This is a genomic window from Bradyrhizobium sp. SZCCHNR3119, from assembly GCF_032487775.1.
Classification (GTDB): domain Bacteria; phylum Pseudomonadota; class Alphaproteobacteria; order Rhizobiales; family Xanthobacteraceae; genus Bradyrhizobium.
On record NZ_JAUEUV010000001.1, the window covers coordinates 123,823 to 136,857 of the forward strand.

Consider the following 13,035-nt stretch of genomic DNA (forward strand, 5'->3'; position numbering starts at 1 on the left):
GCAATAATCGCAGCACCTTGTGCGACATTCGGAAGGATTTGCGCGAACGGCTTCAGGGGAAACTGAACCCGCTCCCGCAACACCCAGCGTCCTTTAGCGTTTGATCCCGACGGACCAGAATATCCCCTCCCCGCCCACGCGGCCGGTGACCAATTGGCCGCGCGCACGCTCCAGCACCGGCCGCCACGGCACCAGCGCGAAGTCGTGGGAGCGCTCGATCAAAGCAAACCGGCCACTGTTGAGTGTCAGCATTCGCCTGCAGACGCCGCTGATGCTGTCGCCGGTTCCAACCTCCAGACGTTCAAGCCCGGTTTGGACAGTTATGTCAGCGGCTGCCCGACGAAGCTCGATCGTCTCCAGCGTCCGTAGCAGATCGCGCGCGTAACGCATTTGGCCCTCGTGCTCACGGGCCAGACCCTGCTCGATCAACCATTGCCGTTTGGCCCGCAGCGCGGTCTCGACGTCTGCGCCCATTCCGGCAGGGCCGAGCGCCTCCGGCGTCCTGGCGCTAGGCCGATCCCGACCAGCTTCTGGGTCGCCCGTCCGAGCACTTTCCACGGGTCGCCGCGCATCCCGTCCGTGGCCATGTAGTGCTCGCCGTAGCGCGATATCCACGGCTTGTATCCATCATCGCGGCGGCGACACTCCACGACCCACGGTTCGCCATCGCGAAGACCTGCCGTGGCGTTGAATCCGTTGCCACCGGCATAGATGTATCGGCCGCCGCCGGCGATATAGTCCTCGGTCGCGTCCAGCATACGCTCGGTGTAGTATTCGGGCCGAGCACCGCTGATAACGCAGGCGTACGGCGACAATGCCGCCGGTCCATCGCGATGCAGGTCTTCGTCGGTCAGAACCTCGTATTCGAAGTCGCTCCGATCGAGCCACGCGATGACGGAGAGATCCGCAGCCAATCCCATTGGCACGTCGAGGCTCGGCATCCTGTATTTCGGCCGCATGTTCATGATTGGACGGTGATAGGAGCTGTAGCAAACTCCACTGCCGTCGGCGTGCGTATCGTAGGTCGACCGACCGAAATCGACTCGCCTGTACATCTCTATATCGATCTCTGACAGCACGGCGGGCTGACCGGTCAATGCCTCGCGTTCGGGATGGTCGAAGCTCAAGCGCTCGTTCGCAAACGCAAGATAGGTCAACGTCGGAAATAGGAATGCAATACGCGCCCGCGGCTTTTCCGGTCGCACGAAAAAAACAACGTGCTCCTCGCTGAGGCTCTCACCGCTACCGGAACGCAGCCGTATGGCATAGCAGCCACTTTTGAGCTCGCGCGGCAGCGTAACGACCTTGGTCGCCTTCCAATTGCAGTCCGTCAGCGCGTCGGCGTGACGCCGATCAGCAACTTCCGGAAAAAAGTATAAGGATTCCAACCCTAAACGTGGGGGTGGTGCGCTCGGAGGGACTCGAACCCCCACGGTGTTACCCACTGCCACCTCAAGGCAGCGCGTCTACCAATTCCGCCACGAGCGCGAAGGGAAGGCCGAAACCGGCCCCAGGAACCAGCCTCAGGGCCGGTCCGGATCAGTGGCGCCGATGTAACAAATCGGTGCAGGGGCCACAAGGCCTGCTTCTCCCCAATTGGGAGGTTTGTGGAGGTTTTCCTCGCCTACGCGCCGCCGGGGGATTTCGGCAGCATCTGCTTGACCTCGACCGCGATGCGGTTGCGGTCGACCAGGACCACGCCGCTGGCGATCGGCAGATTGTTGGCCAGCACCTTGACCTCGTCGGCTTCGGTCGCGTCCAATTCGATGATGGCGCCGCGGGACAGGCGCAGAACCTGGTGGATGGGCATGCTGGAGGTCCCGAGAACGACCATGAGGTCGACGGTCACTTTATCGAGGGTTGACACTGCAAGACCACCGAAGTCACGACTGGATTTCCTGCCCGAGAGAACACCATGTTACGGTTAGCCAATGATTAACAGCCGCGAAAACCTCGACCTGACGACCTTTGCCGCCCGCTCTGCGGACGCGGTCGAATGGCGCATCTCGGACGCGCCTGTGGACTATGCCGAGGCCGCCGCCTTCATGGAGGCGCGCGTGGCTGCGATCGCGGCCCACCAGGCGCCGGAGATGGTCTGGCTGCTGGAGCACCCGCCGGTTTACACCTCCGGCACCTCGGGCAAGGCCGAGCACCTGCTCGATTCGCGCTTCCCGCTGATTTCGACCGGCCGCGGCGGCCAGGTCACCTATCACGGTCCCGGCCAGCGTGTGGCCTATGTAATGCTCGACCTGAAGCGGCGACGGCCCGATGTCCGCGCCTATGTGGCGGCGCTCGAAGAACTGATCATCCGCACGCTCGCCGCGTTCAACGTGCGCGGCGAGCGGCGCGAGGACCGTGTCGGCGTCTGGGTGAAGCGCCCGGACAAGGGCGACGGTTACGAGGACAAGATCGCCGCGATCGGCGTGCGGCTGAAGCGCTGGGTCTCGTTCCACGGCATCGCCATCAATGTCGATCCCGATCTGTCGCATTTCAAAGCGATCGTGCCGTGCGGCGTGGTCGATCCGCGCTATGGCGTCACCAGCCTCGTCGATCTCGGTCATCCCGTTGCGATGGCCGACGTCGATATCGCGCTTCGGCAGGCGTTCGACGAGGTGTTCGGTGCGGCCGCCGCCACACTGCCGGAAACGGCGTGAGCCTCACTGCGCTGCGGTCGTTCCAAGGCCGGGAGACGCGCGTTGCCTGGAACCTGCGCCCGCCAAGACCGGCGGAATTGACGCGATCCCCTCGTCATGTAGCATGATCGGATCGCGCGTCCGCTGCGCGAGCGATGCGAATTCCTCGCGAATCATGTGCGTGAAGATACTGCGTGACGATGAGCGAAGCCCATCCTGATCCCCTGCACCATTTCTCGCTGGTCAGGACCTCTGACCCCGAGGAACTGCGGCAACTCGGGACACGCTGGTTGGGCGCCGATCGCCTGGATTTGCGCAACATCGGCGGCCTTCAGGCCCGGCTCAACGCCGTCGAGCTGGAGACGATCGCACTCGGCTTCGGGGCCACGAGCTGCGATCTGGTCGCCGACACCTTCGCCGCCGATTTCGTGCGCCTGCAGATCGCGCTCAAGGGGCGCGGGCTCGCCTGCGTCGGTCGCCAGGTCACCGATATCAATGAGCGGCAGCACGCAGTCACCTCGGCCGGTGTATCCTGGCAGATGGTTTGCCAGGGCGGCCACGAGCGCCTCACCCTGCGCATCAAGCAGGAGCCACTGCTGCGGCGCCTCGCTGCGCTGGTCGACGTCAAGCCGAGAGCCGACTACGAATTCGAGGGCGCTATCGCTGCCGACGATCCGCAGGCGCGCGGCCTGGTCCGACTGCTCAAGTTCCTGGCGTGGCAGCTCGACGAGAATCCGTCCGGCTTCGCGCCTGCAGTCTATCGCGAACTCGAAGACGCCGTGCAGATCGCCTTCCTGTCCACGAGCCGTCATAAGTTCAGGGACTTGATTGCCGCGCCCGGCCAGATGCCGGACTTCGGCCTGGTCAAGCGGCTGGAGGACTTCATCGAGGCGAATTGGCGCGAGGCCATGACGATCGAGCGGCTGGTCGCGGAATCCGGCGTCAGCGCACGCTCGCTGTTTCGGGCGTTCGAGCGCGTGCGCGGCTATTCGCCGATCGCCTACGCCAAATCGGTCCGCCTGCGCCGCGCCCGCGAGATGCTGCTCACTGGCGATCCCGCCATCACGGTGGCATCGGCCGCCGCGGCCTGCAACTTCGTCAATCCCGGGCACTTCGCTCGCTACTATCGCGAGACCTATGGCGAACTGCCGTCGGCGACGCTAGCCAGATCCCCGCGCTGAAGCATCGCGGCATTGCTTGGCGGCGCGCCGGCGCCTGGGGGGACAACACATACGGCTATGGCGGCGCTCAGATCACATTTCGGCGGCCGGCTGAGCAATCAAACCGTCGGCAACACCGAGAATTCTTCCCCTGCCCGGCGCAGCTGGAGCTGATCCGCATGTGCCGGCATGTCGTGCACCGAATCGACCCGGCAGGCCGGTGGACCCTTGCGGCACAATTCGACCAGTTCGGCCACATCGGCCGCCGGCCCGGCGAACACCGCCTCGACGCTGCCGTCCTGGCGATTGCGCACCCAGCCGTCGAGGCCTGACAGCGTCGCCTGGTCCTCGACCCAGGCCCGATAGCCGACGCCCTGGACGCGGCCGCGGATCATGACATGCACGATGGTATGGTGGCTCGTCATGGCTTCAACTTGAGGAAATCACGGCTGCGCGCCTTCACGTCGGCCTCGCGCGTCACGCGCGCGGTCAGTTCTCCTGAAGCCAATCCCTTCAGCTGCTTCGGCGATGTGCCGTCGCGCAGCGCCCTCAACGTCTCATGCACGGCCTGGGTTGCTGCAGCAATCGGGGCATGGCCCTGCAGCGCGATTCGCACGCGGCGAGACGTGAGGTAATCGAGATCTGACATCTCCTCCGGCGCGCCACCGAGCACGATCGGCAAGCTCGTCGCCTCGGAGATCGCATCGAGCTCGGCGCGCGACTTGATGCCGGTGAAGAACAGGCCGTCCACGCCGCAGGCCTCATAGGCCCGCGCCCGTGCGATCGCATCCTCGAGCGAGATGATCGACACGGCTCCCGTGCGCCCGAGGATCACCAGCGAGGGATCGCCGCGGCCGTCGAGGGCCGCCTTCATCTTGCCAATACCCTCGTCGAGCGAAATCAGCTGCGTCTTGGTCTCCCCGAAGGCCTGCGGCAACAGCGTGTCCTCGATCGTCAGCCCGGCCGCGCCCGCCGCCTCCAGTTCCTGCACGGTGCGGCGGACATTCAGCGCATTGCCATAGCCATGATCGGCATCGACCAGCACAGGCAAGGACGCCGCGCGCGACATCCGCCGCATCTGCTCGGCAAGCTCGGTGAGCGTGATCAGCGTGATGTCGGGGTCGCCGAGCACCGCGAGCGAGGCCACCGAGCCGCCGAACATGCCGAGCTCGAAGCCGATATCCTCGGCGATGCGGATCGAGATCGCGTCATAGACGGAGCCGGGACGGATGCAGCGAGCACCCGTCAGGATCGATCGAAGTTTGTCGCGACGTGCACGGAAGGTCATTGCACCTCTCGTCCCGTCATTGCGAGGAGCGAAGCGACGAAGCGATCCAAGAATAACGCGTCAGGTTCTGGATTGCTTCGCTCCGCTCGCAATGACGGATGTTGTTTCTCAATATCATTCCGGGGCGATGCAGCAGCATCGAACTATGGTGCGCGATTGGGCACCTGAGAATCTCGAGATTCCGGGCCCGGTCCTTTGGACCGTCCCGGAATGACGAAGCCCAGACTTACGCAAACTCCAGGATCAGCGCATCCACGGCCAGGGTCGCGCCGGCCGACGCGTGGATCTTCTTCACGGTGCCGTCGCGCTCGGCGCGCAGCACGTTCTGCATCTTCATCGCCTCGATCACGGCGAGCGTTTCGCCGGCCTTGATCTCCTGCCCCTCGGTCACCGCAATCGAAACCACAAGGCCCGGCATCGGGCACAGCACCTTCTTGCCGCTGTCGCCGGCGGTGACGACCGGCATCAGCCGGGCCGAACCCGCTTCCGCTTCGGTGTAGACATAGACCGCAGCCTCGACGCCCTGATGAGCGAGGCGCACGCCATTGGGTATCGGGCGCGCCTGGATGGCGACCGTCTGCCCGTCGATGGTCCCGTGCCAGACCGGGTCGCCGGGCTTCCAGCTCGAGTTGAGACGATGCGCCGGCCCCGCGCTGTCATCGGCGCCGACGAAGCGTACGACAATGCTGCCGCCGTCGCGGACGATGTCGAGCAGGATCTCCTCGCGGTCGAGCCAGACCGCACGACGCCCTTCCCGCTTCACCGGACGGCCGATCATCTGCCCTGAGATCTGCCGCTTGCGTTCGCCGAGCACGTGATCGATCGCCGCGCCCACGGCGGCCAGCCGACGCGCAATCTCGCCGGATGGCGCATGCGCGGCAAAGCCCTTCGGAAACTCCTCGGCGATGAAACCGGTCGACAGCCGCCCCTCTCGCCAGCGCGGATGGTTCATCAGCGCGGACAGGAACGGGATGTTGTGCCGGATGCCGTCGACATAGAACGCATCGAGCGCAGTCGACTGCGCCTCGATTGCGGCTGCACGCGATTCCGCATGCGTGACCAGCTTGGCGATCATCGGATCGTAGTAGATCGATATCTCGCCACCTTCCTGCACGCCGGTGTCGTTGCGCACGGTGATGCCGTGGCTCTTGCTCTCCGCCGGCGGACGGTACTTTACCAGGCGCCCGATCGAGGGCAGGAAATTGCGGAACGGGTCCTCGGCATAGACGCGCGATTCCACCGCCCAGCCGGTCAGGCTCACATCCTTCTGCGCGATGGCCAGTTTCTCGCCGGCGGCAACCCGGATCATCTGTTCGACCAGATCGATGCCGGTGACGAGCTCGGTCACGGGATGCTCGACCTGCAGGCGCGTGTTCATCTCCAGGAAGTAGAAGCTCTTGTCTTGCCCCGCGACGAACTCGACGGTGCCGGCGGAGTCGTAGTTCACGGCCTTCGCAAGCGCGACCGCCTGCTCGCCCATGCTGCGGCGCGTCTCCTCGTCGAGCAGCGGCGACGGCGCCTCCTCGATGACCTTCTGGTTGCGGCGCTGGATCGAGCATTCGCGCTCGCCGAGATAGATCACATTGCCATGCTTGTCGCCGAGCACCTGGATCTCGATGTGCCGGGGATCGATGATGAATTTTTCGATGAAGACACGGTCATCGCCGAACGAGGATTTCGCTTCCGCCTTGGCGAGGGTGAACCCTTCGGCGACCTCGGCTTTCGAATGCGCGATGCGCATGCCCTTGCCGCCGCCGCCGGCGGAGGCCTTGATCATCACGGGATAGCCGATCTCGTCGGCAATCCGCACCGCGTGCCGTTCGTCCTCGATCACGCCAAGGAAGCCCGGCACGGTCGAGACCTTGGCCTTGGCCGCCGCCTTCTTGGATTCGATCTTGTCGCCCATCGCGGCGATCGCCTTCGGGTTCGGCCCGATGAAGACGATGCCGGCCTCGGCAAGCGCGCGCGGAAAAGCCTCGCGCTCGGAGAGGAACCCGTAGCCCGGGTGCACGGCTTCCGCGCCGGTCCTGCGGCAGGCCTCGACGATGCGGTCGATCAACAGATAGCTCTCGGCCGCAGCCGGCGGGCCGATCAGCACGGCATCATCGGCCATCTCGACATGGAGAGCATCGCGATCGGCTTCCGAATAGACTGCAACGGTCTTGATGCCCATGTGGCGGGCGGTCTTGATGACCCGGCAAGCAATCTCGCCGCGGTTTGCGATCAGAATGGTCTTGAACATGTTTTTGCTTGGTACCTTTGGGCGGGCTCCCCGTCCGCGGCGATGGCGTGGGCCACGGATCTTCTCGGTTCGTCTATAGCAAAATCGGCTGCGCGCAACACATGCCGCACGGCAGGGCTGCGCCGCAGCCGCCGGCCCCGATCCCGTCATCCGGAATAGCTGTGGAAACGTCCGCGCGCATAGGCGTTGGACACGGCCTTCATCAGTTCGGCCACTTCGGTCTCGAGATAATCGTTCGCAATAATCAGCGCGCGAATGGTGCCGCGCAGGTCGCCGCCGCAGGCGGCGATGGCCTGATCGACCGCAACCTCCAGTTCGCTATCCTCGGATGTTGGCTTGTGATCAGGCGACATGGCGAACCCTCGTCTCCGCTCGTGCCCGATTGTTCACTTTATGTTCTTTCGAGTCAAGGTGGGATCACCCCATCCGGACTGCTTCCTTGGTCTTTTCCCTCGTTCTGTCGCCGAGCTTTTCCTCGATCCTTCCCTTCCCCGCGTCTTGCACCAATTCGTGGACGAAGCCGAGCTTGCCGATCACTGGGGGTGTCAGGATGAAGGGATAGAGGTCGCGCGCGCCCATCGCCCGGGCAACGCTGTTCATCGCAAAGGTGAACGGCAGCCAGGCCGTCACGATCACCTCAAAGTCCCTGATCGCATACGGATCGAAGGTGACGCGCGCCGTCAGCCCGCCGATCCGGTCGGCCGGCGGGTTCACCTCCATGCCGAATTCGGACGCCATTTCGAGCGTATCGACGATGTGCAGATAGTGCGCCCAGGTCTCGGCAAAGTCCTCCCATGGGTGCATGGTTGCATAGGCCGAGACGAAATTCTGCTGCCAGTCGGCGGGCGGGCCCTGGTCATAGTGGCGCTGTAGCGCCGCGCCGTAATCCTGGCTGTCATCGCCGAACACGGCCCGGCAGGCATCCAGTTGGCCGGCATCGCGCACCAGCACGTCCCAGAAATAATGCCCGACCTCGTGGCGGAAATGGCCGAGCAAGGTGCGATAGGGCTCGCCCATTTCGAGCCTGCGCCGCTCACGCTCGGTGTCGTCGGCCTCCGCGAGCGCGATGGTGATGAGACCGTTGTCGTGCCCGGTCAGGACGCGCTGATGACTGTCCGGACCGTCCGCCAGGAAATTGAAAATTAGGCCGTGCTGCGGATCTTCCAGGCGCGTTTTCAGTGGCAGCTTCCAACGGATCAGCGAATAGAACAGCCGGTGCTTGGCCACCTCCAGCTCGCGCCAGCCGGCGAGCTGGGCGGGGTCGGAGAGGTTCGGGATGGTACCATTGTGGCGGCAGGCGCGACAAAAGCCTCCAGCCTCGCCCGGCTCGAGCAGCCAGTTGCAGGCGTCATGCTCCGCGTTCGCGCAGAAGAAGCGGCCTTCCTTGTTGTCGGCCAAGGTGCGAAAGCCAAAGCCATCGGTTGCAGGCTCGATCGCCGACAGGACCTGCCGCTCCGGCATGAAGGCGAGCTGATGGCCGCACCGCGCGCAAACGCGATTCTCGAAATAGAGGACGTTCTGACAGGCCTGGCAAACGAACAGCTTCACGACGAGCTCCCAGCGCGTTGCAGTTGTTCAGCGCCTGACGACGCCCGACCCTATCAGTCGTTCCGGGGGTGCCGGAACTTTTTCTGCGTCCTCACGTTCCCATCACGCGCGGGTGTTCGCTGAGCCTTCTCGTCTGCAGATCGATTGACGTTCCTCCATCGTGGCGTATGTCTCGCAATTGCCGATCGGTGCTTGTCGCAAGCCGGACCGGCAATTGCGAGACGCCACATTAGCGCTGCACGGGAGGTGCATTGCCCAAGGTGTCATTGCTCAAGGTGATTGCCGGCTCCAATAACAATAACGAAGGTACCTATGACTTCCCCGGACGCTCCGCACGACGTCCTGCCCGATTCCGACGGCGTTGCCGCGGCCGAACTGCGCCAGCACCTTGAAGAAGTCGCGCGCGACCGAGATCAAGCCTATCGCGCCGTGCAGGAGCGCGAGGCGGAGCTTGCGCGCATTCAGCGCATCGGCCGGGTCGGCGGGTTCGAGGTGGACCTGCGCGATGGCTTGCGCAACCGTCGCTCGCCGGAATATCTGATCCTGCACGGCCTGCCGCCCGAGGCCGCCAACGAAACGCATCAAGCCTGGGTCCAGCGGGTTCATCCCGAAGACCGCACGCGGGCAGAGCAGCACTTCATCGATGCGATCAAGGGCACGGCTGAGGATTACACTGCAGAATATCGCATCATCCGCCCCACTGACGGCGAGGTCAGGTGGATCCGTGTGATCGCGGAGATCGAACGCGACCGGAACGGCCGCGCACTGCGGCTGGTGGGCGCGCATATCGACATCACCGATCAGATGCTGGCCCAGGCCAAGCTGCGCGAGAGCGAGCAGCGTTTCCGCCTTATCGCCGACTCCGCGCCGGTGCCGATCTGGGTGACGAAGCTCGATCGCACCCGCTCGTTCGTGAACCAGGCCTATGTCGACTTCCTCGGCCAACCTTACGAGGATGCACTGGTCTTTGACTGGCGCAAGGTGCTGCATCCCGACGATCTGCCGCGCATTCTCAATGAGCAGTTCACGGGCGAGTCATCGTTGAAACCGTTCGTGCTGGAGGCGCGTTATCGCCGCACCGACGGCGAATGGCGCTGGTTGCGCTCGGAATCGCAGCCGCGCTGGGACCCCACCGGCAAGCACATCGGCTTCATCGGCGTAGCCCATGACATCACCGCGGCCAAGCAGGGCGAGATCGAGCTCCGCCGCATCAATGAGACCCTGGAGCAGAGGATCAAGGAGCGCACCGCCCAGCTCGAAGCGAACGAGGCGCAGATGCGCGCCATTTTCGAGACCAGCAACCAGTATCAGGCCATTCTCGACATCGACGGCGATGTTCTGCACGTCAACAAGACGGCACTGGCCGCGATTGGCGCGGAGGCTGACGACATCCTCGGCCATCCGTTCTGGGACACACCTTGGTTCTCGGCCAGCGAAGGCATGGCCGAGATCGTACGCAAGGCTTTTGCGGCCGCGCTGAATGGCGAGACGGTCCGCACCGACATGCGGCTGCTGCTGCCGATCGGCGAGCGCCACTTCGAATTCTCGATGCGTCCATTGTCCGACCAGCACGGCGTGATCACGGGCGCGGTGGCCGAAGTGGTCGACATCACCGAGCGCATTCAAGGCGAGGAAGTGCTGCGTCAGTCGCAGAAAATGGAGGCGATCGGACAACTGACCGGGGGGGTCGCGCACGATTTCAACAATCTGCTCACCATCATCCGCTCGGCCACCGACTTCCTGCGCCGGCGAGATCTGGCCGAGGAACGCCGCCGCCGCTATGTCGATGCGATTTCAGAGACGGTCGAACGCGCCTCCAAGCTGACCGCGCAGCTGCTGGCCTTTGCGCGACGCCAACCGCTGACGCCGCAGGTGTTCAATGTCGGCGATCAGGTCGAGAACATCGCTCAACTGATCCGTCCGCTGGTCGGCACCCGCATTCAGATCGACGTCGGGGTGCCCGATCGCAACCTGTTCACCCTGGCGGATGTCGCGCAGTTCCAAACTGCGCTGATCAACCTTGCGGTCAATGCGCGCGACGCGATGGATGGCGAAGGCGAGCTCAAGATCGCGGTGCGGCGCGCGGATGCGATCCCGGCCCTGCGCGGCCAGCCGGCGCGGGCCGGCGCCTTCATCGCGATCTCGGTGATGGACACCGGCTCCGGAATCCCGCCGGAGCACATCACTGCGATCTTCGAGCCGTTCTTCACGACCAAGGAGGTCGGCAAAGGCACCGGCCTCGGCCTGAGCCAGGCGTTCGGCTTCGCCAAGCAGTCCGAAGGCGATATTGCGGTGACGAGCCGGTTCGGCCACGGCGCCACCTTCACGATCTACCTGCCGCAGGCCGACGCGCCGCATGCCGACGCTGAGGTGAACGCGATCCGTCACGAACCCGCCACGATCGGCCGCGGCTACCGCGTGCTCGTGGTCGAGGATAATGACGAGGTCGGCCGCTTCTCGACGGAACTGCTCGAAGATCTCGGCTATGTCGTGCGTCGCGTGGCCAATGCCAAGGATGCGCTCGCGATCCTCGCGAAAAACGAGTTCGAGGTCGACCTCGTCTTCTCCGATGTGATCATGCCCGGCATGAACGGCCTCGAGCTCGCCGGCATCATCCGCGAGCGCTATCCCGGCCTTCCGGTGGTCCTGACGTCCGGCTATAGTCATGTGCTCGCGGAGAATGCGCATCACGGCTTCGAGCTGATCAAGAAGCCGTATTCGGTGGAATCGCTGTCACGCATCCTGCGCAAGGCGATGGCGGAGAAGACCACGGCGTCGCGCTAACGCGCCCGGCCGGGAACCGACGCAGACGTTCTCTGTTACATCTGCTCGGCTTGCAGGGAGGCTGCATGGCAGGATGGGACGACGGCGCACAGCTGACCCGCGCGGGCCAGGCGCTTGACGCCGCCAACTTCTTCCTCGCCGACGTACGCGACGGCCTCGGCCCCTATCTCGCCGTCTACCTGCTCACCGAGCAGAAATGGGACGAAGCAAGCATCGGCGTGGTGATGTCGATCGCAACCATCGCCGGCATCCTCGCGCAAACGCCGGCGGGCGCCCTGGTCGATACGACCAGGGCCAAGCGCATGGTGATGGTGGTTGCGGCTCTCATCGTCACCGCGGCCTCTGTGCTGCTCCCGCTGATGTCGGGCTTCTGGCCGATCACCATCTCACAGAGCATCGCGCACGCGGCCGGCGTGATCTTCCCGCCGGCGATTGCCGCCGTCTCGCTCGGTGTGGTCGGTCCGGCGGCCTTCGCGGCGCGGATCGGCCGCAACGAGAGCTTCAATCACGCCGGCAACGCGGCCGCGGCGCTGATTGCGGGCGCGGCCGCCTATGCGCTCGGCCCCACGGCGGTGTTCTATCTGATGGCGGTCATGGCGGTGGGAAGCCTTGCCAGCGTGCTTGCGATTCCCGAACGTGCGATCGATCACGATCTGGCGCGCGGGCTGCACGAGCAACGCGCGGCGCCGGCCGGCGGCGAGCAGCCGTCGGGCTTGAGCATCCTCCTGACCTGCCGGCCGCTTCTCATCTTCGCGATCTGCGTCGCTCTGTTCCACCTCGCCAACGCCGCGATGCTGCCGCTGGTAGGCCAGAAGCTCGCATTGCAGGACGAGAACCTCGGCACCAGCCTGATGTCAGCCTGCATCGTGGCCGCGCAGGTGGTGATGGTGCCGATGGCGATGCTGGTCGGCGCGCGCGCCGACCGCTGGGGCCACAAGCGCTTCTTCCTGGCGGCCCTGCTGATCCTGCCGCTGCGCGCGGTGCTCTACACCTTCTCCGACGCCAAAGCCTGGCTGGTCGGCGTGCAACTGCTCGACGGCGTCGGCGCCGGCATCTTCGGCGCGATCATGCCGGTGATCGTCGCCGATCTGATGCGCAACACCGGACGCTTCAACGTCGCGCAGGGCGCCGTCATCACGGCGCAAAGCATCGGCGCTGCGCTGTCGACGGCGCTGGCCGGCCTAGTCGTGGTGGAGGCCGGCTACAGCGCGGCGTTCCTCGCGCTGGGCGCGATCGCGGCTGTCGGTTTCGCGGTGTGCTGGTGGATGCTGCCTGAGAGGCGGGAAACCGCCGCAGCCTCCGTGCCAAACCGGCAGACATCGCCCTCGCCTTCGGCTATCGCAGCCGAATGACATCGCCTATCGAGCACATCCTTTGACC

At 64.8% G+C, this 13,035-nt stretch carries 12 protein-coding genes and 1 tRNA gene; 4 read left to right on the forward strand and 9 right to left on the reverse strand.

From position 1 onward, the window contains the following. Positions 1-93: 93 nt before the first annotated feature. From QX034_RS00575 to QX034_RS00590, 4 genes are all read right to left on the reverse strand, one after another. Positions 94-474 carry a DUF3363 domain-containing protein gene (locus tag QX034_RS00575; protein WP_315705795.1) on the reverse strand — a complete coding sequence of 127 codons (381 nt, stop codon included), beginning with the start codon at positions 472-474 and terminating at the stop codon, positions 94-96. Further along, positions 426-1,445: a N,N-dimethylformamidase beta subunit family domain-containing protein gene (locus QX034_RS00580; protein ID WP_315727928.1), complete on the reverse strand. Its 1,020-nt coding sequence runs from the start codon at positions 1,443-1,445 to the stop codon at positions 426-428. Before QX034_RS00580 ends, QX034_RS00575 begins: the two co-directional genes overlap by 49 nt. Further along, positions 1,404-1,488 (reverse strand) — tRNA-Leu (locus QX034_RS00585). The genes QX034_RS00580 and QX034_RS00585 overlap by 42 nt, the downstream gene beginning before the upstream one ends. Positions 1,489-1,624: 136 nt before the next feature. Further along, complete coding sequence (locus tag QX034_RS00590; protein ID WP_315705759.1) at positions 1,625-1,867, reverse strand: FliM/FliN family flagellar motor switch protein; 243 nt, start codon at positions 1,865-1,867, stop codon at positions 1,625-1,627. Between the two features lie 64 nt (positions 1,868-1,931). Here QX034_RS00590 and lipB point away from each other — a divergent pair, with 64 nt between their 5' ends. Continuing rightward, a complete protein-coding gene (lipB, locus tag QX034_RS00595; RefSeq protein WP_316194916.1) occupies positions 1,932-2,654 on the forward strand; it encodes a lipoyl(octanoyl) transferase LipB in 723 nt (240 codons plus the stop codon). A gap of 179 nt (positions 2,655-2,833) precedes the next feature. After that, positions 2,834-3,814: an AraC family transcriptional regulator gene (locus QX034_RS00600; RefSeq protein WP_315705950.1), complete on the forward strand. Its 981-nt coding sequence runs from the start codon at positions 2,834-2,836 to the stop codon at positions 3,812-3,814. 98 nt (positions 3,815-3,912) lie between these two features. Here QX034_RS00600 and QX034_RS00605 read toward each other — a convergent pair whose 3' ends face one another. The 5 genes from QX034_RS00605 to QX034_RS00625 all read right to left on the reverse strand — a co-directional run bounded on the left by QX034_RS00605 (position 3,913) and on the right by QX034_RS00625 (position 8,871). Continuing rightward, positions 3,913-4,218 (reverse strand): acylphosphatase, encoded by a 306-nt coding sequence (locus QX034_RS00605; RefSeq protein ID WP_315705757.1) that lies wholly within the window; start codon positions 4,216-4,218, stop codon positions 3,913-3,915. After that, positions 4,215-5,081 (reverse strand): isocitrate lyase/PEP mutase family protein, encoded by an 867-nt coding sequence (locus QX034_RS00610; RefSeq protein ID WP_315705756.1) that lies wholly within the window; start codon positions 5,079-5,081, stop codon positions 4,215-4,217. Before QX034_RS00610 ends, QX034_RS00605 begins: the two co-directional genes overlap by 4 nt. A gap of 226 nt (positions 5,082-5,307) precedes the next feature. Next, positions 5,308-7,323, reverse strand: a complete 2,016-nt coding sequence (locus QX034_RS00615) for an acetyl/propionyl/methylcrotonyl-CoA carboxylase subunit alpha (protein ID WP_315705755.1) — start codon at positions 7,321-7,323, stop codon at positions 5,308-5,310. Positions 7,324-7,469: 146 nt separating this feature from the next. Then, on the reverse strand, positions 7,470-7,676 hold the full coding sequence (locus QX034_RS00620; protein WP_315705754.1) for a hypothetical protein: 207 nt from the start codon (positions 7,674-7,676) through the stop codon (positions 7,470-7,472). A gap of 64 nt (positions 7,677-7,740) precedes the next feature. After that, positions 7,741-8,871 (reverse strand): putative zinc-binding peptidase, encoded by a 1,131-nt coding sequence (locus QX034_RS00625; protein ID WP_315705753.1) that lies wholly within the window; start codon positions 8,869-8,871, stop codon positions 7,741-7,743. Between the two features lie 312 nt (positions 8,872-9,183). Here QX034_RS00625 and QX034_RS00630 point away from each other — a divergent pair, with 312 nt between their 5' ends. Continuing rightward, on the forward strand, positions 9,184-11,655 hold the full coding sequence (locus QX034_RS00630; RefSeq protein ID WP_315705752.1) for a PAS domain S-box protein: 2,472 nt from the start codon (positions 9,184-9,186) through the stop codon (positions 11,653-11,655). 65 nt (positions 11,656-11,720) lie between these two features. After that, the gene (locus QX034_RS00635; protein ID WP_316174922.1) at positions 11,721-13,007 is read left to right on the forward strand and encodes an MFS transporter; all 1,287 of its coding nucleotides are present in this window, start codon (positions 11,721-11,723) and stop codon (positions 13,005-13,007) included. Positions 13,008-13,035: the final 28 nt, after the last annotated feature.